We start from the raw sequence: 22,263 nt of genomic DNA, 5'->3' as shown, positions 1-22,263 counted from the left end.
GCCTGTGCGGCCTTTATGGTATATTTGCCGCAAATTTGCAGTAGAGAGATGATGATGCGTATAGCCTTAGGGGTTGAATACGATGGCAGTGGTTTTTACGGTTGGCAGCGCCAAGCGGAAGTGGATTCAGTGCAAGCGCAAGTCGAGCGCGCCTTATCAGTGATTGCCAATGAACCTATTTTAGTTCAATGCGCTGGCCGCACCGATGCCGGCGTGCACGCCACTGGTCAAGTGGTGCATTTTGATACCCAAGCGGTGCGTAATTTAGGGGCATGGACCTTAGGGGTCAATAGCCATTTACCCGATAACATTGCTGTGCGCTGGGCCATGGAAGTGGATGATGATTTTCATGCACGCTTCTCAGCCACTGCACGGCGTTATCGTTACGTGATTTATAACCATAATTTGCGTCCAGGCATTTTGCGCTATGGTGTGAGTCAGTATGCGGGTCAAATTGATGAGCAGCGTATGCACTTAGCGGCGCAGTACATTTTAGGCGAGCAAGACTTCACTAGTTTTAGAGCCATTCAGTGTCAGTCAAAAACACCGTTTCGCAATGTTCATCGTGTGGATGTGAGTCGTCATGGCGCCTTCATTATTGTTGATATTGCCGCCAACGCTTTTTTACATCATATGGTGCGCAACATAGTAGGCTCGTTGTTAGAAGTCGGCTATGGCAGAGAAGACCTTGATTATCTCGGCAAATTATTGGCACTAAAAGATCGCAGTAAAGCCGCCGCTACCGCTAAACCCCACGGTTTATATTTAGTGGATGTGACTTACCCTAATTATGAGTTGCCTAAGCCGGCCATGGGGCCATTATTTTTGGCGGATTAATATGACGACAAATAGCTTACAGAGCCCTGCTGCCAATAGTAGTCTTGACACTTGGCTTGATTATATTTTGGCTATGCATCCCACTGAAATCGACATGGGACTGACCCGTATTAGCCAAGTGGCAGAGCGCCTTGGGGTTAAGACGTTAACGCCAAGCAAGGTCATTACTGTGGCGGGTACCAATGGTAAAGGTACGACTTGCGCCATGCTAGCCAGTATCTTGCAAGAGGCTGGTTACAGCGTGGGTGTGTATAGCTCACCGCACTTATTGCGCTATAACGAGCGCATTAGCGTTAATGGAGTCGATGTTAGTGATGAGCAGCTAATTGCAGCTTTTCAATTAATTGAACGCACCCGCGCTGAGTTATCACTGACCTTCTTTGAATTTGCCACCTTAGCTGCCTTAGTGATTTTCAAGCGGCAAGCGCTCGATGTGATCATTTTAGAAGTGGGCTTAGGCGGCAGATTAGATGCAACTAACCTGATTGACGCTGATGTGAGCGTGGTTACCGCTATTGATTTAGATCATCAAGAGTATTTAGGCGATACCCGCGAATTAGTGGGTAAAGAGAAAGCAGGCATATTTCGCGCAGGCAAACCTGCCATTAGCGGCGATCCCGATTGTCCTGCCTCGGTGTTAGCGGTAGCTAACAATATTGGCGCCCAATTTATTCAAGTCGGGCAGTCGTTTCATTATCAACCCCATGGTTTTAGCGTTAATCAGCCAGCCCAAACTTTTGATTACCAAGGCCCTGTGTGGCAATGGCAAGGTTTACCGGTACCGCAATTACCGCTTGCTAATGCGGCCACTGCGCTGGCAGCACTTGAGCAACTTATGCCTGATTTAGCGTTTGCCCATATTTCACAAGGGTTATTAAACGCTAAGTTAGCTGGGCGGTTTGAATGCGTGAGCAAGCAACCGCTGACCTATGTGGATGTGGCTCATAACCCACATGCTGCCCGTTACTTGGCACATAAGTTAGTTGAGCTCGGTGCTAAGCGCATTATTGGCTTATGCGGCATGCTTAAAGATAAAGACATTAAAGGGGTGATGGATTGTCTCGCGCCTGTGATTGACAACTGGTACCTTATTTCCATTGATAATGCCAGAGGCGCTAAGGCGTCAGATTTACAACAATATTTAGCCACTGAAACTTCTCACTGTTTTGCTGATATGGCCAGTGCTTGGCAAGCCATTGGCGAGCACCAGCAAGCTGGGGATGCAGTAATAGTGTTCGGGTCGTTTTATACCGTGGCTGCGTTTAGTAACGTTTTAGAAGGGAAATAGTTTGTCTACTCAGTTTCATAATCGACTGGTTGGAATAATAGTGCTGGTAGCACTTGGAGTGATTTTTTTGCCAGATATGTTGGATGGCAAGCCGCTGCAAGAGCAAGAAACCTTTGCTGAAATTCCGCTGCGACCAAAAACGCAAACGCCGCCGGCAACATTTGAAGTGGCAAGTATTGCCCCGGTAGATCTTAGCCAAGCGCCAGTGCAGTCAAGCCTTGAAGGTAAAACCGAATCGGCGGCTAAAGTTGAGCCTAAACCAGAAGTTAAGCCCGAGCCAAAGCCAGAAGTGAAGTCAGAAGCTAAGGCGCAACCTAAGCCTGAGCCAAAACCTCAGCCTAAGGTCGAGCCAAAACCAGAAGCTAAGCCAAAACCTAAGCCTGAAACGCAAACGGCGTCAATTAGCGCCAAAGCTGGATGGACGCTGCAACTGGGTAGCTTTGCTAATGCAAACAATGTTAATGCCTTAGTCGCGCAGCTGCGTAAAGCGGGTTTCCCGACTTATACCTATCCCGCTAAACCTGTGGATGGGCAGTTAACTAAGGTATTTGTAGGACCCGAAATTAATAAAGATAAGCTTTCTGGCATGCAGGCTCGGGTTCATAAATTGACTGATCTTAAGGGGCGAATCGTTAATTACGATCCCATTCAAGGTTAATCATCGTTAGTGTCGGCAATAGGGGATTGTTTCCCCTACGGATAATACATTTTCTGGGGGTGAGAATCCTAACCGTCTCTGTTATTATCCCGCCGACTTCAATTGCTGTATCGGATAGCATATTTTATGGTTTGGATTGATTACGCCATTATCGCCATCGTTGGTTTATCGACATTGATCAGTTTGATCCGTGGCTTTGCCAAAGAGGCCATGTCTTTAGTGGTTTGGTTTGTTGCCTTCTTTGTCGCCAGTGAGTTTTATGAACCGCTAGCTGCTCATCTCACCCAATTACAGGACCAATTCTTACGCAATGGTGTCGCCATTGCCATTTTGTTTGTGTGCACCTTAATGGTCGGTGCGTTCGTTAACTATATCTTGGGTCAGTTAGTCTCAAAAACCGGCCTATCGGGAACCGATAGGGTCTTAGGATTATGTTTTGGCGCACTACGCGGCGCCTTGATTGTTAGTGCCATATTGTTTTTTATGGATGCGTTTACCGGCGCTCCGTCTGCCATTTGGTGGAAGGAATCCGTACTCGTGCCCGAATTTGGGGTAGTCATTCAGTGGTTTTTTAACTACTTGGAAAGCACCTCAAGCTTTGTACCTACATTATAAAAATAGAATTTGAACATCTTACAATGAGGATACTTACCCATGTGTGGTATTGTTGGAATAATTGGCTCGTCGGCGGTTAATCAAACGATTTACGATGCTTTGACTGTGTTACAACATCGAGGCCAAGATGCTGCAGGGATAGTGACTGTTGATGGCTCCGCCTTTCGTTTACGCAAAGCTAATGGTCTGGTGCGTGATGTGTTTGAACCTAAACACATGCAGAGACTACAAGGCAGTGCAGGCATAGGGCACGTACGTTACCCAACCGCAGGCAGTTCCAGTGCCTCGGAAGCGCAACCTTTTTATGTTAATTCCCCCTTTGGTATCTCCCTCGCTCACAACGGCAATTTAACCAATACGCTCGAACTGTCTGAATCCTTAATTAAAAAACGTCGCCATGTGAATACCACCTCAGATTCTGAAGTGTTACTTAACTTATTGGCGGATGAACTGCAGCAAACTAAAGGCTTGATTTTGTCTGAAGATGAAGTCTTTTCTGCTGTGGCTCACTTGCATCAACAAACCCGCGGCGCCTATGCCGTAGTGGCCATGATTATCGGTCAAGGTTTGCTGGCGTTTCGCGATCCCTTTGGTATTCGGCCATTAGTGCTAGGTAAAAATGAAACTGCCAAAGGCACTGAGTACATGGTGGCTTCTGAAAGTGTGGCCTTGGACGCTGTCGGTTTTGAAGTAATACGCGATGTCGCTCCAGGTGAAGCCATCTTTATCACCTTAGATGGCCGCCTATTTACCCGCCAATGCGCAGAAGCCCCAAGTTACAGCCCATGTATCTTTGAATATGTGTATTTTGCACGTCCAGATTCAACCATAGATAAAGTCTCGGTATACGCGAGTCGCGTTAACATGGGCACTTATTTAGGTAAGAAGATTAAGAAAGAATGGTATGAGCATGATATTGATGTGGTCATTCCTATTCCAGAAACCTCGTGTGATATCGCGCTCGAAATCGCTCGTGAAATGGACTTACCTTATCGCCAAGGCTTCGTTAAAAACCGCTATATTGGCCGTACCTTTATTATGCCTGGTCAGCAAGAACGTAAAAAATCAGTCCGTCGTAAGCTCAATGCGATTAATACCGAGTTTTACGGTAAGAATGTGTTGCTGGTGGATGATTCGATAGTTCGCGGTACTACTTCAGAGCAAATTATTGAAATGGCAAGAGAAGCGGGTGCTAACAAGGTGTATTTTGCCTCGGCCGCCCCTGAAATTCGCTTCCCTAATGTCTATGGCATTGATATGCCAACCACTAATGAGCTGATTGCTCATGGTCGCGATGCCGATGAAATTGCCCAGATTATTGGCGCTGATGGCATTATCTTCCAAGATTTGCCCGATTTGATTGCCGCCGTTAGACAAGAAAATCCGGACATTGCCCGTTTTGAAACCTCAGTATTTGATGGTATCTACATTACTAACGATGTTGACCAAGCTTACCTTGATCAATTAACCGCGCAGCGTAATGACAACAGCAAGACTACCCGCAATAAAGATCTAGGCACTAACCTTGAATTGCATAATGTCTGCCACCCGTAAGGGATAAATTGCAGCATTGCTAGTCACTTAAGTAAAACCACAGCCTTGGCTGTGGTTTTTTTCTTGCCGAAACTAGTAGCAAACGCTAAAGTTACTGTAAATTTATCCAGTGCTTCGGTGGCGGTGTTGTTAAGGTCACTATGGGTGTACTGATTGGCAGTTTGACTGCCATCTTCTTGAGCCCATGGCTGAACTCATTCGGGGTTACCAAGCCAATTAACGCCGCCGTCTGGATAATATCGTGAGCTTTAGAGCAGGTAAGTCAGTGTGAGATTATTTATTGCAGAAAAACCCAGTTTAGGCCGAGCATTGGTTGATGTGCTACCTAAACCCCATCAACAACATGATGGCTATATCAAGGCCGGCAATGGCGATGTAGTCACTTGGTGTATTGGCCATTTATTGGAACAAGCTGAGCCTGAAGCCTATAACCCAGATTATAAAAAATGGGCGTTAGAGCATTTGCCGATTGTACCCACTGAATGGAAATTGGTGGTTAAGGCTAACACTAAAAAGCAATTTACTGTGGTCAAGAAACTCATTAAAGACGCTGATGTGTTAGTCAACATGGGCGACCCAGATAGGGTCGGGCAGATATTGATTGATGAAGTCATTAATCATTGTGGCGTATCTAAAGCCAAAAAAGCGGAAGTATTGCGCTGCTTAATTAGCGACTTAAATCCAGTTGCAGTTAAAAAGGCGCTTAATAATCTAAGAAAAAATACTGACTTTATTCCCTTAGCAACCTCAGCGTTAGCTCGAGCTCGCGCTGATTGGCTGTATGGCATTAATATGACGCGCCTATGCACTCTGCAAGGGCGACAATCAGGCTATAACGGCGTGTTATCTATCGGCCGCGTGCAGACACCTGTATTAGGCTTAATCGTTCACCGCGATCTTGAAATTGCTAATTTCGTCTCTAAACCTTTTTATGAAGTACTGGCAACTTTCTTGACCGCGAGCAATGAGTCTTATCAGGCCAAATGGCGCCCGAGTGTCGCCTGTGAGCCTTATATGGATGAAGATAATCGGGTGTTATCAAAGGCATTAGCCTTGAATGTGATTTCACGGGTACAAGGGCAAACGGGCAAAGTAGTCAATGTCACTCAAGCCAAAAAAGCCACGCCGCCACCACTGCCTTATAGTTTATCGGCCTTACAAATTGATGCCGCCAAACGCTTTGGCATGAGTGCTCAAAGCGTGCTTGATACTTGTCAGCAATTGTATGAGCGCCATAAGCTCATCACTTACCCGCGCTCTGATTGCCGCTATTTACCAAAAGAGCATTTAAATGATGTGCCGCAAGTCATTAGCGCCATCCGCCATTCTTGCGCAGCTTTACAAGATGCGGCTAACAATGCCAATGTTAGCCTTAAATCTAAGGCGTGGAATGATAGTAAAATCAGTGCTCACCACGCGATAATCCCGACCGCGAAAGCCACAGATTTAAGCCGCCTCTCTAGCGCCGAAAACAACATTTATGAGCTAGTAGCGCGCCAGTATTTAATTCAGTTTTATCCGCATTTTGAATACGTGGATAAACAAATAGATACTGAAGTCGCCGGTGGATTATTTATTGCCAAACAAAAGGATGTGGTTGCCCTAGGCTGGAAAGTGTTATTTCCGACTAAACCCAATCCTCAAGGCGAAAGTGAGTTTTCTGCCATCAGTTTGCCACAGGTGGCAATTGGCGATGGCGTTCATTGTCAGCAAGCCGATTTAGTCGAAAAACAAACGACAGCACCTAAATTTTTTAATGATGCTAGCTTACTCTCGGCCATGACAGGTATTGCGCGCCATGTCACCGATCCGGCCATTAAAAAGGTGTTACGCGATACCGATGGGTTAGGCACAGAAGCCACGCGAGCAGGCATTATTGAACTGCTATTTAAACGTCAGTTTTTAACTCGCCAAGGCAAAGATATTCGAGCGACCGAGGTTGGCACTGAGCTTATTTGCTCGCTCCCTAAGCGCATGACTATTCCTGATATGACGGCGCACTGGGAATCACAGTTAGAAGCCATTAGTCAGCGAGAGATTAAATACGCTCATTTTATGGATCCTATTACCCAAAACATTGGCGTATTAATCGATGAAGTGAAATCCGTGACCTTTAGTGGTTTAAAAGGCAAGGGCACGCCTTATAAACCCAAAGGGGCGTTTAAAGGCAAAGCCAAAACAACCAATAAGGCCAAGCCTCAAGCGAATTTCAAGCCTAAGGCAAAATAAGCGGTATGCTCCGCGGATTTGGAGATTGACCTTGTAACATTTCACTCTGAGATGAAGTTGCGGCTTATCTCTGGATCTGTTGTCTACGGCTTGGCCTTGGCTAAACGCTAGCTATTAATGGTGATTGATGCGTGGATTACTCATAGATTTTACTCGCTGAGGGATCCACTTAGACTAGCGTTAATTATCGGCTTGGTTATTGGCTTTTTGTTCGAGTTTGGCGCTGCGTCGAGCGTGGATAATTTGTTTTACCTCACTGCCGATATGGGCTTCGCCACGTTGTTTGGCTAAGTGAATTTGACGTTCGCGTTCTTCAAAACGGGTGCGTTGTTGCTCACTGGTGTTGGTGATGCAATGTGGGCAGCTTATCCCTTGTACAAAGTGTGGCGACTGTTTATCAGCTTCAGTAATTGGCATGCGGCAGGCGTTACATTGATCGTACTGGCCTTTGATTAAGTCATGAGTCACTGCCACACGGTTATCAAATACAAAGCATTCACCTTGCCAGCGCGTTTGTTGCTGCGGAATTTCTTCTAAGTATTTTAAGACGCCACCTTCAAGGTGATAGACCTCATCAAAGCCTTGCTCTTTTAAATAGGCGGTTGATTTTTCACAGCGAATTCCACCGGTGCAAAACATAGCCACTTTTTTATGCTTGGCGGGATCTAGGTTGTTTTTAACAAACTCAGGAAATTCGCGGAAGGTTTGGGTTTTAGGGTTAACGGCGTTGGCAAATGTACCAATCTGCACTTCGTAATCGTTACGTGTGTCTATGACTATGACTTCAGGGTCATCAATCAATTGATTCCAGTCTTGTGGTTTCACATAAGTGCCTACCACTTTTAATGGGTCTATGCCTTCAACCCCTAAGGTGACTATTTCTTTTTTAAGTTTGACCTTAGTACGATAAAAAGGCATGTCGTCATGATACGAGCATTTATAGCTGATGTTCTCAAGCCCAGATTGCGACTCTAGCCAGATAAGCAAGGCATCGATAGCCGCTTGGGTACCTGCGACCGTGCCATTAATCCCTTCGCTTGCCAGTAGCAAGGTGCCCTTGATGTGAAGTCGCTCTAAGGTTGCCAGTAATGGCCGCTGTATTTGAGTAAAATGAGGCAGGGCAACAAATTTATATAAAGCGCAAACGACAACTGACATAACATCCTCTCTTGCTGGCTGAAGCTTAATCTTCAGTGCAAATCCATTGATATTGGTAATATTACCGCCGCGCAGTGTACGCCACCTAATGCTTGCTAAATAGACAGTAAAATTGTGGGTATTCAAATGAGTTTGCTTTTGGCTGTGGTTAATGGGGGGGAGTTCACCATTTACTGACTGAGTTATTCAAGATCAAACAAACAAACGAGAATATCGGCTATGTTAGTGGCATAATCTTCACATGGACTTCAGTGAGAAATAGCCGATGAAATACGTCACTATCCCAGTTACTCCTTTTCAACAAAATTGTAGTTTGATGTGGTGTGAAACCACTAAAGAAGCGGCAGTGGTTGATCCCGGCGGTAATATTGACCGCATAATGCAGCGCATTGAAAAAGAGCAGCTGACCTTAACTATGATTTTGTTAACTCATGGTCATATCGACCATGTGGGCGGCGCCAAAGCGTTAAGCGATATGACAGGCGTTAAGATTATAGGCCCACATCAGGCCGATGCTTTTTGGCTGGATAATTTGGCCCAGCAAAGCCAAAACTTTGGTTTTGCGGCGGCAGAGCCGTTTGCGCCCCATCGCTATTTAGAAGATGGCGATGAGATTGAGCTTGGTCATCAGCAATTGCAAGTAGTGCATTGCCCGGGCCATACCCCAGGCCATGTGGTGTTTTATCATCAAGGTGAGAGCTTAGCTTGGGTAGGGGATGTGTTATTTAGAGGCTCAGTGGGTCGCACTGATTTCCCTGGCTCTAATCATAGCGACCTCATTCACTCTATTACCAAAAAATTATGGCCTTTGGGCAAAGATGTTACTTTTGTACCGGGTCATGGCCCCATTTCTACCTTTGGTGAAGAACGTAAGCACAATCCATTTGTGGCCGACCAGCTACTGGACTAATTTTGCCGTTTAGTCTGCCTTTTAACGACCGGATACGGAAAGACGTTATTGGTTACATTATCGTTAAGGGTATGACTCGCAAACACGATAGCGCTCAATTGTCCGGCCTCAATATTGTTTTTGGCATGGTACATAGCGCTATCAGCTTTTCGTAACAATTCAGTATTGTGAGTGCCATCTTCTGGATAGCGACTCACACCTAAGCTGGCCCCGAGTGTGAGCTTAATGCCATTCAGCTCCATTGGTTCCTCGATTAACGTCACAAGCTTGTTGAGCTGAGCTGGCAAGGCTTCGACCTTGGCTTGGTTATCAAGCCACAGCACAAATTCATCACCGCCAAAGCGGCCGATAAGATCCGATTTACGCAGCTTTATTTGTAAGCGTGAACTCAATTGTTGCAGGGCCATATCACCACATTGGTGGCCGTAGGTATCGTTAATGCCTTTAAAACCATTGAGATCGATAAAGATCAGCACCCCTTTTTTGCCATCGCGTTGGCAGCGCTCAAGAGCAATAGTAAATAAGCGTTCAAAGGTGTTTTTTGATAATAAGCCGCATAAATCATCATGTTCAGCCACATATTGCAATTGCTTCGCTTGTTGTTGCAAGGCGTGAGTTTGGCGACTTACTTCAATTTCCAATTCAGCCTTTAACATAGTGGTTTGCTGTAAATTTTTGCGCATTTCATTGAAATGGTTGGTAAGAAAACCAAGTTCGTCCTGGTAGTCACTAGTGACAGGTGTGGTTAATTCGCCACAGGCAACTTGTTGTACTCCCGTGGTGAGCGCCTGTATCCCAGCTTCAAAGCGTTTTAATAGCAAGACTGCGCCAATGCTAATGAGTAAGGCAAACGCCAGCAAAACCCCGCCATTTAAATACATGAGTTGTAATTGCAAGTGTTTGTGTTGATTGATGACGTGCAACTTATAGTGATACAAGCTTTCGCGCAGCGATTGAATGGCAATGGTCAATGATGAGAGCAAAATTAACTGGCTCTGCTCGCCGAGGCTAACATTTTGCTGACTTAGGGTGAGCAATTTTCGAACCTGGGTAATATCGCGCTCAAGAATAGTGATGTCGTTGCGTATGACAAGGTCATCTTTAGGGATTTTTGCTAGCGCTTGCTCAATATGGTTAATTTCCAGCAGATTCGCGGTAATTAATTTATTATCGCTGAAGTTTTTTAAGGTCCATAAATCAAAAGCTAAGGTGTCGATGGCACTGCTTAAACTTAAAATTTGTTCGAGCCGAACATTCGACTCTTGTTCGGTTTGCACTTGTTTAACGATAGCGACTAATACTAAGGCGGTGAGGCCAAGACTAAATATGATTAATAGCCGTAGTTGTTGGACAATTTTCATTAGAGTTCATCTGTGATTAAGCGCTGAGTATCTAAGGCTTGGGAATGTATAATCTGGTCAAAATCAGGCATTATTGTGCTACTGACTATGCCGGTGGTCAGGGCCCAATGGGCGCTATTTTTTAATTGCGCGAGTAAAAACTCACTGCTTGATAATCTAAATCGATAATCGGGCCACAGGCTGGTTAATTCCTTGGCATCGACCCCAAGGAAGGCTTGCACCACTCGCTGACTTTCGGCCTCATTACTTAAAATAAATAAATTAGCCGCATTGATGGCTTGTAATATCGCAGGCCACTGTAGACTGTTGGCAAGCTTTTCTTGGGTGACAAGACTGAAGCTTAATAAGCTTAATACTTGGGTATCGAAGGCTAAGCGCACGCTGGGGTTATTGGCTTGTAAGCGATAGCCATAAGGCTCCCAAATTGAGACCGCATCTACTTCTCCCGTGAGTAGGGCATTGGCAAGCTTATCGGCTGAGTAATAGCGACGTTTAATCTGCGATGACTCAAGCCCGTGCAATAGCAGTAATTGATCTATCAAGTATTCACTGGCGGAATGTTTGACAATCCCAACGTTTTTATTGATGAGATCTTTGGGCGCATGAATGCCACTGTTATCTTGGGTGTAAAGTTTTATATCGTTATCTGAGCTTGAGATATTGGCTAAGACTCTAAAATCTTGGCGACTAAAACTCATAAACATGATGGCGCTGTCAGAAGTGGTGGCTAAATCCACTTCATTATTGAGCAAGCGTTCAAGGCAAGCATTGCCACCTATGGTGGTCAGCAGCTCTACATCTACTCCGTACTGGGTAAAGAAACCTTGCTGTTTAGCTATGATGACAGGTGTTGATAGCGGCGATAACGAGACGGCAATCTTGATGGGGTCAGCCTGGGCAATACTTGATATTAACCAATAAAATCCAATAGTTATCCAAATAAATTTTGAACTGGTAACAGGCATTAATTTCATCCTTGAATTTCCAGTGCATCCTGCACTTCGGGTTACAGCGTTTACCTTGGTGATTAATCTTAATCGCTAAGTTAAGACCTAGCTTAACGACTTTTTTAACAGCTTGTTTAACTAGGCTGTTAACCTAGCTCACCAGCAGTAAATCATGCTTGTTAAAATAGTAGTGTGAAAAAATCTATCCGATTGAACTTAAGACATTAAATGCTAATTAACAAGTATTGTCATTAAAAAAAGGAAACCGAGCGGTTTCCTTTATGAGTTATGCACTAAACTCGCTCCAAATCGGCGCGTGATCTGAGGGCTTATCTATGCCTCTTAGTGGATAGTCAATATCTGCCGCGACTAAGCGCTGCGCTAGGCTTGGGGTCGCTAAAATCACATCGATTCGTAAACCGCGATTATCATCAAAGCCTTTACTGCGATAATCAAACCAAGAGAAACGCTCATTGGTACTTGGGTGTACTTGTCTAAAGGTATCGACAAAGCCCCAGTCCATTAGCGTCGCCAGCCATTGCCTTTCTTCAGGTTGGAAGCTGCATTTACCGGTTTTTAGCCAGCGCTTAGCATTGACATCACCAATACCTATATCTAAATCTAGCGGCGAAATATTGATGTCACCTATCACAGCAATGTCATCAGCATTTGAGCACTGCTCATTTAGATGCGCCATTAAATCTTGGTAAAAGCGGCGCTTAGCTGGGTATTTGCTTTCATGGTGAATGCTTTCACCTTGGGGGAAATAGCCATTAATCACAGTCAATACGCGGCCGTTTTCTTGCTGGAATTTGCCTATGATTAAGCGGCGTTGAGCCTCTTCTTCATCGGTTACAAAGCCTTTTTGCACTTCAAGTGGCGCCATTTTTGATAGCATAGCTACGCCATAATGGGCCTTACCGCCGTGATAATGGACGTGATAACCCATGGCTTCCACATCAGCCACTGGAAAAGCTTCATCATGCACCTTGGTTTCTTGAAGGCCGATGATATCAGGACTATGGCTATCAATTAAGGCTTGCAGTTGATGCAGGCGCGCTCTTAGGCCATTGATATTGAAAGACACGATTTTCATTAAGGCAATACCTTTTTGTAAGGTTTGACGATGACCTTGCTATAGACGCCTGCCGCAAAGTACGGGTCGGCATCGGCCCAGGCTTGAGCTTCAATTACACTTGCAAACTCAGCAACGACTAATGAACCAGTAAAGCCAGCATCGCCTGGATTTTCACTATCAATGGCAGGATGTGGTCCGGCAATTAATAATCGACCTTCATCGCACAGCAATTGCAGGCGAGCAAGATGCTCAGCGCGCGCGGCTAAACGCTTATCTAAAGTGTTCGGGTGATCTTCGGCTGAAATCATATACCACATTATTTGAGCTCCTTACGTTGTTCTTCACTTAAATGTTTGTAGAGGTAAATCACTGTCACTACGGTATTTATCAGGGTGAGGGCGGTTAAGCCAAACACTTTAAAATTGACCCAAAATTCTTGCGATAACCAAAAAGCGACATAAATGTTAACTAGGCCACAGGCAGTAAAAAAGGCGACCCAGTACCAAGTGACTTTTGCCCATACGCTATCGGCCACTTGCATCTCTTTGCCGAGCATGCTTTTAAGGATGGGCTTATTGATAAACTGCCCCACGATTAAGGCGATGGCAAATAATGCATACACTATGGTGACTTTCCATTTAATGAAGGCATCATCATGAAATACCAAAGTCATGGTGCCAAATATGGTTACTATGGCAAAAGTGATTAGGTGCATTTTCTCAACGGTTTTGAATATCAAATAGCTTAAAACCAGTTGTAAGGCGGTGGCTCCAATTAAGGCGCCTGTAGCAGCATAAATATCAACGAATTTATAAACGATAAAAAATACAACAAGTGGAAAGAAATCAAGAAGTTGCTTCATATAAAATTAATGTTTACCAGTAACAAAGATGCGCCGAGTGTAGCATGGCTTGAGTCTTAGACCAATCTGGCATAATCACAGTAAGATTCAAAGTTTAACGATTGGTGGGAGGAAATTAGCGCATTAAGTGTTAGCCAAAGAGTAACACTGCTAGATGTTACTCTTTGCTAATGATGATATGAACTGGCGCTAGTGGACTACTCGTCGTGAACCCGCGCTAGGGGCTGATCTTTACTCACATCATTGTTAATTAGGCCGGTTATCCTAGTTAGGTCGCCGCCTTTAGCGATTGAATAAATGCCGCCATCTCTTGCAATAATATCTCTGGCTGATGTTGATGCTTAGCAATTATGCTCACCACAGCTGAGCCTGAAATGACGCCAGCAGCGCCCGCCTTAATGGCGGCTTGCACTTGCTCAGCTTGGCTAATGCCAAACCCTAATAATGGTGGCGGCGCATTAAAGTGCTTGAGCTTATCGACTATGGCTGTGATGGGCATATTGGCAGCAACATCGGCGCCAGTCACTCCAGCTCTTGATAATAAATAGGTATAGCCGCTAGCCATTGAGGCTAACGCTTCAATATCGGCATCTGTGCTATTGGGCGGCGCAATAAAGATAGGGTCAAGTTGATGACGCTTGGCAGCCGCGACAAAAGGCTCGGCTTCTTGCATAGGCACATCGGCAATTAAGATTGAATCCACCCCAGCACTATGGGCTTGTTGATAAAAACTATCTAAGCCATTGGCATAAGCTAGGTTGGCATAAATTAACAGGCCAATGGGCAAGCTTGGGTGGCGCGCGCGAATAATGCTTATCATCTCAAAGCAATCACTCATTTTAACGTTTGCCGCGCGCGCGCGCAGGTTAGCGCCTTGGATCACCGGGCCATCGGCGAGTGGATCTGAAAAGGGTAATCCTAATTCCAGAGCGTCGGCGCCATTGCTAATTAAACATTCAATAATTTCAAGGGATAACTCTTTACCTGGATCGCCCAAGGTCACAAAAGGCACTAAGGCGCCACGTTGCTCGTGTTCAAGGCGGCTAAACAGGGCTGGGTAGCGGCTCATAATGTCTCTCCTGGTGCAGATGGGTTTAATAGGTCTGACACAGTAAATATGTCTTTATCGCCGCGGCCTGATAAGTTCACGACCAATAAGGTCTCAGTGGTGGCATTAGCGGCTAGTTTAATGGCATAGGCTAAGGCATGGGCAGACTCCAGCGCTGGAATAATACCTTCACAACGCGCTAATTGCTGGAACGCAGCGATGGCTTCATCATCGGTGGCCGATTCATATTGCGCGCGGCCAATGGCGGCAAGGTGGGCGTGCTGTGGTCCGACCGATGGGAAGTCTAAGCCGGCTGAAATCGAGTACGACTCTTCAATCTGGCCTTCCTCATCTTGCATCAAGGGCGCTTTCATACCGAAAAATATGCCGGTTTTACCGTGGCGCAGCGGCGCGCCGTGCATATGGGTGTCTATGCCTTTACCGGCAGGTTCAATACCGATTAGTTGCACTTGCGGTTCGTCAATAAAATCGGCAAACATGCCGATGGCATTGGAGCCGCCGCCAACACAGGCAATCACGGCATCAGGCAAACGGCCTTCTTTTTCTAAAATTTGGCGTTTAGTTTCGGCGCCAATCACGCGCTGAAATTCCCGCACTATGGTTGGAAATGGATGCGGGCCAGCAGCCGTACCTAAGAGGTAATGCGCCTTTTCATAGCTGCCAGACCAGTCGCGCATAGCTTCATTGCAGGCATCTTTTAAGGTGGCAGAACCTGAGGTCACAGGAATAACTGTGGCTCCCATCAAACGCATTCTGAACACATTGGGCGATTGGCGTTCCACATCTTTTGCACCCATATAAATGCGGCAATTAAGCCCAAGCAGTGCGCAGGCTAACGCTGTGGCTACCCCATGTTGACCCGCGCCGGTTTCGGCAATGATTTCTTTTTTACCCATGCGTTTAGCCAGCAATGCTTGCGCTAATACTTGGTTAGTTTTATGGGCGCCGCCGTGCAATAAGTCTTCGCGCTTTAAGTAAATTTTACATAATGGGTTAGGGCTTAAGTTACGGGTTAGGGTTAAGGCTGTTGGTCTGCCGGCATAGTTGTGCAGTAAATCCATCAATTCGGCATTAAAGGCCGGATCGTCAATGGCGCTTAAATAGGCTTGCTCTAATTGATGCAGAGCAGGCATTAAAATTTGCGGCACAAAACTGCCACCGAACTCACCAAAATAAGGGTTTAGGGTAAATTGCTTCATAGTAACCTCGCTATTAATACTGTCGCAGCTGACTAAAGGCTGCCTGAATTTTGTTGGGATCTTTAATGCCGGGGCGGCTCTCTAACCCTGAATTGAAATCTAAGCCAAGGAATCCCGCTTCTGCCGCGTTAAGTGCGTTATCAGCATCAAGGCCGCCAGCCAACATGGCGCGGCTTTTGGCAGGTAATAATCGCTGCCAATCAAAAGGCGTGCCTGTGCCACCAAATTGCTGCGCTACTCGGCTGTCATACACTAAGCGCGCTACTTGTGGGCTTGGTGAAAAGTGCTCTATATCGGTAGCAACTCCTAAGGCTTGCCACAACTCACAGTCAAGTTGCTGCGCTGCTAGCTGCTCTTTAAGATGGGTGATGACAAGCTCAGATTCATCGCCATGCAGTTGAATGGCCGTGAGTTTAAGTGTCTTGGCATAAGTCACCATTTGCTCAATGTCCGCATTAACAAACACGCCGACTAATTTAAGCGGCTGAGCTAATTGCTGGTTAAACTCCGCTAAGGCTATTGCTGCATCTAAGGTTAACGCGCGCGGTGAACTTGGCGCGAATATCAGGCCTGCGTATAGACAGCCAGCGCTAGCCGCTGCCGCTAAGTCTTGGCTACGGGTAAGACCGCAAATCTTATTCTCACCAAAAATCAAGGCGCGGCAGGCTTGATCAAGATTGGCTTGCGCCATTAACGAGCTACCAACTAAAAAGCCTTGCACTAAAGGTGCTAAGCGGCGCACGTCTTGATGACAATAAATGCCTGACTCACTAATGACGACAGTGTCCGCTGGGATTTGCGGTGCCAATTGCTCAGTCGTCGCTAAGTCAGTGGTTAAATCGCGCAGGTCACGATTATTAATGCCTATGATGTTAGCTTTTAAGGCAATGGCTCTCGTTAACTCTTGGCTATTACTGACTTCAGTTAATACATCTAAGTTAAATTGTGCGGCAAGGCTCGCTAATGCTTGATAATGCTCATCATCAAGAATCGATAGCATTAATAAAATGGCATCGGCGCCTTGATGGGCGGCAAGTGTTACTTGGTATGGCGAGATAAAAAAATCTTTGCACAAAATGGGCTGGCTAACTAAGGCTTTGACCTCAGGAATATACGCCATATTGCCTTGAAACCATTGCTCGTCGGTGAGGACGGATAAGGCCGCGGCATAGCGACCATAAACAGAGGCTATGGCTTTGATATCAAAGTCGGCACGAATTAAGCCCTTTGATGGGCTCGCTTTTTTGCATTCCAGAATAAAGCTCGCAGGCTTGGTTCTTAATGCTTGATAAAGGCTGCGAGTTGAGCGCTTAGGCGCAAGCGTGGCTTCTGGGTACGCTAGTTGCAGCTGAGCAATATGCTGATGCTTAGTGGCGACTATCTTTTCTAAAATATTACTCATGCCTGCACCTCGTTAATGGCGGCGTTTGATGTTTCAATGAGTTGCTCCAAGCGCTCCCACGCTCTTGATGTCTGTAAAATAGCGAGCGCCATGGCCGTGCCATCTTTGGGACTTGGGGCAATACCCGCGACATATAAGGCGCAGCCAGCATTGACTGCCACGGCATCTTGATGGGCGCGTTGGCCGTGACCTTGCAATATAGTGCGGGTAATGTTGGCGTTTTCCATTGGGCTGCCGCCCGTTAATGCGCTGAGTGGCGCCGTGTTTATGCCTAATATTTCAGGGGTTAACTGATAACTGATTAAGCTATTTGGCGTCACTTCAATGACATCGGTAGGGCCATGAATGGCAACTTCATCTAAGCCAGAACCATGCACTACCATAGCGCGCTTAACCCCTAAGGTTTGTAAGCATTGGGCAATAGGTTGCAGCAAACTTGGGCAATACACGCCAAGCAGCATAAAATCTGGGCGCGCTGGATTAATTAATGGCCCTAAGATATTGAAAATAGTCCGAGTTTTTAAGGCCTGGCGCACTGGCACTGCGTGGCGTACCCCGGCGTGATACTGAGGCGCGAAAATAAAACATACCCCCACATCGACTAAGCACTGCGCCGCTATCGCAGGCGGCATAGTAAGATTAAGCCCTAAGCTTGCCAATAGATCAGACGAGCCCGATTGACTCGAGACACTGCGATTGCCATGTTTGGCAACTTTGGCGCCCGCGGTCGCGGCGACTAAGGCTGCTGTGGTAGAAATATTAATGGTATTAAAGCCATCACCACCGGTTCCCACAATATCCAGTAAACCAGGCTGGCAAGATGGCTGGCTGACAGTCATTGTCTCAGCTTGGCGTGGAAATGGTGTCGCGGCTAATAATAAGGCATCCGCCGCGCCACTGATCTCATCTAAGCTCTCGCCTTTAAGTTTTAAGGCGATCAGCGCCGCCGCGATTTGGCTGTCATTTAATTCACCCGCAACAATGGCGCCAAATAATGCCTGACTCTGCACGCGGCTTAATGATTGCTGCACAAATAAAGTATCCAGTAACGGCTGAACATTAATGGCCATGATGACTCTCCTTACTCACGTACGCTAACGCTTGGGTCAATAATAAGCCGCCCTTAGTGGTTAAAATCGATTCAGGATGGAATTGAAAACCTAACACTTGATCTTTCCTATGATAAATGGCCATAGGTAAATCATCGGCGCTTGCGATAACGTCAAGGCATGGCGGCACCACAGTTGCCACTAACGAGTGATAGCGAGCAATCGGTAAAGGGTTAGGGAGGTTGGCAAATATCCCTTGGCCATTGTGAGTCGCTAAGCTTGCCTTGCCATGAACCACTTGCGGCGCACGCTCAACCTTACCGCCATAATGCTCAATCAGGGCTTGGTGGCCTAAGCAAATGCCGATGATGGGCATGTTACCTACTTGACGAGCAATCAAGGCTGCCATACAACCTGCTTGATGCGGCGCGCCTGGGCCTGGCGATAACACTAATACTTGTTGTTCATCGGTAGCGGCAAGCTTTTGACATAAATAATTGATATCAACATCATTGCGATAGATATCAACTTGATGACCTAGGCTGCGAAACTGATCCACTAAGTTGTAGGTAAATGAGTCGAAGTTATCGAGTAAGGTAATTTTCATAAGCCACCTCCTTGTTGTACCGCATTAATCACAGCTTGGGCTTTTTGACGGGTTTCCGTGGTTTCTGCCTGAGGGTCTGAATCAAATACTACCCCAGCGCCCGCTTGAATATGGGCAAGTCCTTGGCTAACAAAGGCTGAGCGAATGACAATGCAAGTGTCCATATCGCCTTGACCGTTTAGATAACCTACCGCACCACCATAACTGCCGCGGCGGCCTTGTTCGACTTCACGAATTAATTGCGCCGCGCGAATTTTAGGGGCGCCAACTAAGGTGCCCATATTCATACAGGCTTGATAAGCATGTAAGGCATCAAGTTGATGTTGTAATTGGCCTGTCACGCGACTCACCAGATGCATGACGTGGGAGTAGCGATCGACTTTGAGTAATTCAGCTACTTTTCGCGTGCCAGCTTGGCTAATTCGGGCAATATCATTACGTGCTAAATCAACCAGCATTAAATGCTCAGCTAGCTCTTTTTTATCTAAACGTAATTCAAGCTCAATGCGGCTATCTAAGTCGGCATCGATTTGACCGTTATCGTCTTTACCGCGTGGACGAGTGCCAGCGATTGGGTAGACCTCAACCGTGTTTGATGATGCTTGGTATTTCAATGCGCTTTCAGGTGAGGCGCCAAACAGACAAAAATCGGGTGCTTGGAAAAAAAACATATACGGACTTGGATTGGTCGTACGCAGTGCCCGATAAGCGCCGATGGGATTGGCGCATGGCAAAGTAAAGCTGCGCGATGGCACCACTTGAAATATATCGCCAGCGACTATGTGCTCTTTAAGGGCATCGACCTGCTGACAAAATTGCTCATCGCTGACATTGACTGACACATCCGCAGTTTGCGCTTGGCCAAAGAGGGCGGGGTGATAATCATTAGCTATGGCGCATAGGGCTTGCTGCCTATCTTTGATGCTAGCAGCAATGCTCGGCGTGTTACTAAACCCAAAGCTTTGCAATTCGGCGCTTTGGGTTTGATGGTCAATAACAATTAATTGCTCGGCTAAATAAAACAAATAATCTGGGCAATGATTAGCGCCCGTGGGCACGTTTGGCAGCACTTCAGTGGTAGCGATTAAATCATAAGCCAGCACGCCACCAAGAAACAGCGCCGCTTTGCTTTGGGCATCAAGGCAGTAGTGTTTAAGTTCGGCAATGAAAAAACGCAGGCCATCAAGGGGGGAACTGGCGACTAATCTCGCATCTTCATCCATAGGCGTTACTGGCGGCGATAAGGTCACTATTAACTTATTACTTGAGCTTGCTGAGGATGGTAACTTGGCCATTTGAGCAGGCCGCGTAAAAAACTCAGCAATCAGTGGCAGTAACTGCTGGCCATTGTCACTTAGCGCCGTGAATTCGAGTTGATAGCCCTGACAGCGAATTTCAAGGGCACTGTCACACAACAATAAGCTTTTAAGATTCGCTTTAGTGGTGACTTCAGCAGATTCCAGTAACAGGTTGTGGCGACTATGAGCATTTAGCGCCTGATAAAGGCACAAAGGGTCGGCTTGATAGCAAATGGCCGCACGCTTGCATTGGATAAAGGGGGTTGTCGTTGTCATTTTTTCTTTCCCGTAATTGCTTATCTAAACTAGCCAAGGTGTCTTTGCGGGAAATTTGCTGATAAAAAAACCCGCAGTGGGCGGGTTCTTTATTGGAGCGACACTTTATTTAGATGTGCACAGCCAACTCTACCCGCGAATGTGAGTAAAGCCACCAACCAAAAACGGTATTAGTTTGTGCTGTAAAAGTCATAATAAAGTGATATTCCTGTCATTTAGTTGTCTATAGAAAACTAGTTTTGTGACTCAATGTCAATGGAAAAAATGCAATGATGATAAAATGTCATCATAATCATGCACGGGTATCGACGTGAGCTTATGCTCATAACCCATTTATTTAAGGTGTTTTTTGCCCGCATCCATTACAATACTCCAATGAATGAAAATACTGCTGTGACCCGAGTGGTCGACCTCCATAGCCATACTACCGCCTCTGACGGCCGCTTAACGCCTGCGCAACTTGTGCAACGTGCGGCAGAAAAGGGCGTGCATATGTTGGCGATTACCGATCATGATTCTGTCGCTGCGATGATCCCGGCTCACGCCGCGAATCAAGCGTTGGAACAACCATTAACGCTCATCAATGGCGCTGAAATTTCTACTCGCTGGTACAGTTATGATATTCATGTTGTGGCATTAAATATCGATATCCACAATCCGCAGTTGCAAGACTTTTTAGATAACCAAGCTGTGCTTAGGGATCAACGAGCCCAAGAAATTGGTGTGCGCTTAGCCAAAGTTGGCATTGAGGGCGCGTATGACGCCGCCAAAGCATTTGCTGATGGCGCCGTGATTAGTCGTGGTCATTTTGCGCGTTTTCTGATTGAAAAAGGCTATGCCACCGATAACGCAGGGGTGTTTAAGAAGTACCTCGCTAAAGGTAAAACCGGTTATGTGCCTAATAACTGGGGCGACATGGCGAGTGCAATCGATATTATCCATCAAGCCGGTGGTTTGGCTGTGCTCGCGCATCCCAGTGCCTATCAATTATCGGGTAAATGGCTGCGCCGCTTAGTCACAGAGTTTAAAGACGCGGGTGGCGATGCCATGGAAGTGGTATTAGGCCAACAAAATCTTGATGATAGAGCCAATCTTGTGGCCTTGAGCCATAAACATGAATTATTGACCTCAGTGGGAAGTGATTTTCATTTTGTCGGTGGCTGGGTTGAACTTGGCCGTAATTTATTTTTACCTGCTGGCCTTAATTGGGTTTGGCAATCGCCTTTATGGAAGGACAGATCATGAGCCAATTTTTTTATGTACATGAACAAAACCCGCAAACTCGTTTAATTAGCCAAACAGTGGCCATTTTACGCAGCGGTGGCGTGATTGTTTACCCAACCGACTCAGGTTATGCCTTAGGTTGTTTATTGGGTGATAAAGATGCCATGACTCGTATCTCGCGTATTCGTCATATCGAGCATGACCATAATTTTTCTTTGATGTGCCGCGACTTGTCTGAAATCTCTATCTACGCCAAAGTCGAAAATCAAGCGTATCGGGTAGTAAAAAGCTGCACTCCAGGACCTTACACTTTCATTTTTAAAGCGACTAAAGAAGTACCTAAGCGCTTACAAAATGATAAGAAAAAGACTATCGGTATTCGCGTTCCTGACAATATTATTGCTCGTGATTTATTAGAGGCTTTAGGTGAGCCTTTGATGTCGACCTCGTTAGTGATGCCTGGCCAAGAGTTTGCAGAATCTGATCCTGAACATATCCGCGATATTTTAGAACATCAGGTTGATGCGATTTTACACGGTGGTTATTTAGGTGAAAAACCTACCAGCGTGATTGATTTGTCTGAAGGTGAAATGGAAGTGTTGCGCGAAGGCGCGGGCGATCTATCGGCATTCCTTTAATAGC

The 22,263-nt window shown here is 46.1% G+C and carries 21 protein-coding genes; 9 read left to right on the top strand and 12 right to left on the bottom strand.

Annotation, left to right across the window (positions count from 1 at the left end):
- Positions 1–54: 54 nt before the first annotated feature.
- From truA to FJQ87_RS13075, 6 genes are all read left to right on the top strand, one after another.
- Positions 55–837: a tRNA pseudouridine(38-40) synthase TruA gene (truA, locus tag FJQ87_RS13100; RefSeq protein ID WP_140934117.1), complete on the top strand. Its 783-nt coding sequence runs from the start codon at positions 55–57 to the stop codon at positions 835–837.
- Between the two features lies 1 nt (position 838).
- Complete coding sequence (folC, locus tag FJQ87_RS13095; protein WP_140933015.1) at positions 839–2,125, top strand: bifunctional tetrahydrofolate synthase/dihydrofolate synthase; 1,287 nt, start codon at positions 839–841, stop codon at positions 2,123–2,125.
- Between the two features lies 1 nt (position 2,126).
- Positions 2,127–2,783 carry a cell division protein DedD gene (gene dedD / locus FJQ87_RS13090; RefSeq protein WP_140933014.1) on the top strand — a complete coding sequence of 219 codons (657 nt, stop codon included), beginning with the start codon at positions 2,127–2,129 and terminating at the stop codon, positions 2,781–2,783.
- Positions 2,784–2,909: 126 nt separating this feature from the next.
- A complete protein-coding gene (locus FJQ87_RS13085; protein ID WP_140933013.1) occupies positions 2,910–3,398 on the top strand; it encodes a CvpA family protein in 489 nt (162 codons plus the stop codon).
- A gap of 39 nt (positions 3,399–3,437) precedes the next feature.
- Positions 3,438–4,952, top strand: coding sequence for an amidophosphoribosyltransferase (gene purF, locus FJQ87_RS13080; RefSeq protein WP_140933012.1), 1,515 nt, complete (start codon positions 3,438–3,440; stop codon positions 4,950–4,952).
- A gap of 267 nt (positions 4,953–5,219) precedes the next feature.
- Positions 5,220–7,181, top strand: coding sequence for a DNA topoisomerase III (locus FJQ87_RS13075; protein ID WP_140933011.1), 1,962 nt, complete (start codon positions 5,220–5,222; stop codon positions 7,179–7,181).
- A gap of 180 nt (positions 7,182–7,361) precedes the next feature.
- Here the strand turns inward: FJQ87_RS13075 and FJQ87_RS13070 are convergent, their stop codons facing one another.
- Positions 7,362–8,339, bottom strand: coding sequence for a rhodanese-related sulfurtransferase (locus tag FJQ87_RS13070; RefSeq protein ID WP_140934116.1), 978 nt, complete (start codon positions 8,337–8,339; stop codon positions 7,362–7,364).
- Positions 8,340–8,604: 265 nt separating this feature from the next.
- Between FJQ87_RS13070 and FJQ87_RS13065 the strand changes: the two genes are divergently transcribed.
- Positions 8,605–9,249, top strand: coding sequence for an MBL fold metallo-hydrolase (locus FJQ87_RS13065; RefSeq protein ID WP_140933010.1), 645 nt, complete (start codon positions 8,605–8,607; stop codon positions 9,247–9,249).
- Here the strand turns inward: FJQ87_RS13065 and FJQ87_RS13060 are convergent.
- The 11 genes from FJQ87_RS13060 to FJQ87_RS13010 form a co-directional block, all read right to left on the bottom strand.
- The gene (locus FJQ87_RS13060) at positions 9,246–10,610 is read right to left on the bottom strand and encodes a diguanylate cyclase (protein ID WP_140933009.1); all 1,365 of its coding nucleotides are present in this window, start codon (positions 10,608–10,610) and stop codon (positions 9,246–9,248) included. The two genes, FJQ87_RS13065 and FJQ87_RS13060, sit on opposite strands and share 4 nt — an antisense overlap.
- Positions 10,610–11,575: an ABC transporter substrate-binding protein gene (locus tag FJQ87_RS13055; protein WP_168195195.1), complete on the bottom strand. Its 966-nt coding sequence runs from the start codon at positions 11,573–11,575 to the stop codon at positions 10,610–10,612. The genes FJQ87_RS13060 and FJQ87_RS13055 overlap by 1 nt, the downstream gene beginning before the upstream one ends.
- 268 nt (positions 11,576–11,843) lie before the next feature.
- Positions 11,844–12,653 (bottom strand): exodeoxyribonuclease III, encoded by an 810-nt coding sequence (gene xthA / locus FJQ87_RS13050; protein WP_140933007.1) that lies wholly within the window; start codon positions 12,651–12,653, stop codon positions 11,844–11,846.
- On the bottom strand, positions 12,653–12,952 hold the full coding sequence (locus tag FJQ87_RS13045; RefSeq protein ID WP_140933006.1) for a YciI family protein: 300 nt from the start codon (positions 12,950–12,952) through the stop codon (positions 12,653–12,655). Before FJQ87_RS13045 ends, xthA begins: the two co-directional genes overlap by 1 nt.
- Positions 12,952–13,497 carry a septation protein A gene (locus tag FJQ87_RS13040; protein ID WP_140933005.1) on the bottom strand — a complete coding sequence of 182 codons (546 nt, stop codon included), beginning with the start codon at positions 13,495–13,497 and terminating at the stop codon, positions 12,952–12,954. Before FJQ87_RS13040 ends, FJQ87_RS13045 begins: the two co-directional genes overlap by 1 nt.
- 268 nt (positions 13,498–13,765) lie before the next feature.
- Positions 13,766–14,566 (bottom strand): tryptophan synthase subunit alpha, encoded by an 801-nt coding sequence (trpA, locus tag FJQ87_RS13035; RefSeq protein WP_140933004.1) that lies wholly within the window; start codon positions 14,564–14,566, stop codon positions 13,766–13,768.
- Complete coding sequence (gene trpB / locus FJQ87_RS13030) at positions 14,563–15,765, bottom strand: tryptophan synthase subunit beta (protein WP_140933003.1); 1,203 nt, start codon at positions 15,763–15,765, stop codon at positions 14,563–14,565. The genes trpA and trpB overlap by 4 nt, the downstream gene beginning before the upstream one ends.
- 13 nt (positions 15,766–15,778) lie before the next feature.
- Positions 15,779–17,167 carry a bifunctional indole-3-glycerol-phosphate synthase TrpC/phosphoribosylanthranilate isomerase TrpF gene (gene trpCF / locus FJQ87_RS13025; RefSeq protein WP_140933002.1) on the bottom strand — a complete coding sequence of 463 codons (1,389 nt, stop codon included), beginning with the start codon at positions 17,165–17,167 and terminating at the stop codon, positions 15,779–15,781.
- A complete protein-coding gene (gene trpD / locus FJQ87_RS13020; protein WP_140933001.1) occupies positions 17,164–18,237 on the bottom strand; it encodes an anthranilate phosphoribosyltransferase in 1,074 nt (357 codons plus the stop codon). The genes trpCF and trpD overlap by 4 nt, the downstream gene beginning before the upstream one ends.
- Complete coding sequence (locus FJQ87_RS13015) at positions 18,227–18,823, bottom strand: aminodeoxychorismate/anthranilate synthase component II (protein WP_140933000.1); 597 nt, start codon at positions 18,821–18,823, stop codon at positions 18,227–18,229. Before FJQ87_RS13015 ends, trpD begins: the two co-directional genes overlap by 11 nt.
- The gene (locus tag FJQ87_RS13010; RefSeq protein ID WP_140932999.1) at positions 18,820–20,397 is read right to left on the bottom strand and encodes an anthranilate synthase component 1; all 1,578 of its coding nucleotides are present in this window, start codon (positions 20,395–20,397) and stop codon (positions 18,820–18,822) included. The genes FJQ87_RS13015 and FJQ87_RS13010 overlap by 4 nt, the downstream gene beginning before the upstream one ends.
- Before the next feature lie 375 nt (positions 20,398–20,772).
- On the opposite strand from FJQ87_RS13010, the gene FJQ87_RS13005 reads away from it, so the two are divergent.
- Both FJQ87_RS13005 and FJQ87_RS13000 read left to right on the top strand, forming a co-directional pair.
- On the top strand, positions 20,773–21,642 hold the full coding sequence (locus FJQ87_RS13005) for a PHP domain-containing protein (protein WP_140934115.1): 870 nt from the start codon (positions 20,773–20,775) through the stop codon (positions 21,640–21,642).
- Entirely contained in the window at positions 21,639–22,259 is a 621-nt protein-coding gene (locus tag FJQ87_RS13000) for an L-threonylcarbamoyladenylate synthase (RefSeq protein WP_140932998.1), read from the top strand. Before FJQ87_RS13005 ends, FJQ87_RS13000 begins: the two co-directional genes overlap by 4 nt.
- The last annotated feature ends 4 nt before the right edge of the window (positions 22,260–22,263 follow it).

It is taken from the genome of Shewanella sp. SNU WT4 (assembly GCF_006494715.1).
GTDB lineage: Bacteria > Pseudomonadota > Gammaproteobacteria > Enterobacterales > Shewanellaceae > Shewanella.
Note: the sequence above shows the minus strand (reverse complement) of the source record. Positions and strands in the feature narration are given on the sequence as shown.

Coding starts and splice junctions, on each gene's coding strand:
- truA (WP_140934117.1), top strand. CDS start 55: ATGCGTATAGCCTTAGGGGTTGAATACGATGGCAGTGGTTTTTACGGT.
- folC (WP_140933015.1), top strand. CDS start 839: ATGACGACAAATAGCTTACAGAGCCCTGCTGCCAATAGTAGTCTTGAC.
- FJQ87_RS13085 (WP_140933013.1), top strand. CDS start 2,910: ATGGTTTGGATTGATTACGCCATTATCGCCATCGTTGGTTTATCGACA.
- purF (WP_140933012.1), top strand. CDS start 3,438: ATGTGTGGTATTGTTGGAATAATTGGCTCGTCGGCGGTTAATCAAACG.
- FJQ87_RS13070 (WP_140934116.1), bottom strand. CDS start 8,339: ATGTCAGTTGTCGTTTGCGCTTTATATAAATTTGTTGCCCTGCCTCAT.
- FJQ87_RS13065 (WP_140933010.1), top strand. CDS start 8,605: ATGAAATACGTCACTATCCCAGTTACTCCTTTTCAACAAAATTGTAGT.
- FJQ87_RS13060 (WP_140933009.1), bottom strand. CDS start 10,610: ATGAAAATTGTCCAACAACTACGGCTATTAATCATATTTAGTCTTGGC.
- FJQ87_RS13055 (WP_168195195.1), bottom strand. CDS start 11,575: ATGCCTGTTACCAGTTCAAAATTTATTTGGATAACTATTGGATTTTAT.
- xthA (WP_140933007.1), bottom strand. CDS start 12,653: ATGAAAATCGTGTCTTTCAATATCAATGGCCTAAGAGCGCGCCTGCAT.
- FJQ87_RS13045 (WP_140933006.1), bottom strand. CDS start 12,952: ATGTGGTATATGATTTCAGCCGAAGATCACCCGAACACTTTAGATAAG.
- FJQ87_RS13040 (WP_140933005.1), bottom strand. CDS start 13,497: ATGAAGCAACTTCTTGATTTCTTTCCACTTGTTGTATTTTTTATCGTT.
- trpA (WP_140933004.1), bottom strand. CDS start 14,566: ATGAGCCGCTACCCAGCCCTGTTTAGCCGCCTTGAACACGAGCAACGT.
- trpB (WP_140933003.1), bottom strand. CDS start 15,765: ATGAAGCAATTTACCCTAAACCCTTATTTTGGTGAGTTCGGTGGCAGT.
- trpCF (WP_140933002.1), bottom strand. CDS start 17,167: ATGAGTAATATTTTAGAAAAGATAGTCGCCACTAAGCATCAGCATATT.
- trpD (WP_140933001.1), bottom strand. CDS start 18,237: ATGGCCATTAATGTTCAGCCGTTACTGGATACTTTATTTGTGCAGCAA.
- FJQ87_RS13015 (WP_140933000.1), bottom strand. CDS start 18,823: ATGAAAATTACCTTACTCGATAACTTCGACTCATTTACCTACAACTTA.
- FJQ87_RS13010 (WP_140932999.1), bottom strand. CDS start 20,397: ATGACAACGACAACCCCCTTTATCCAATGCAAGCGTGCGGCCATTTGC.
- FJQ87_RS13005 (WP_140934115.1), top strand. CDS start 20,773: ATGAATGAAAATACTGCTGTGACCCGAGTGGTCGACCTCCATAGCCAT.
- FJQ87_RS13000 (WP_140932998.1), top strand. CDS start 21,639: ATGAGCCAATTTTTTTATGTACATGAACAAAACCCGCAAACTCGTTTA.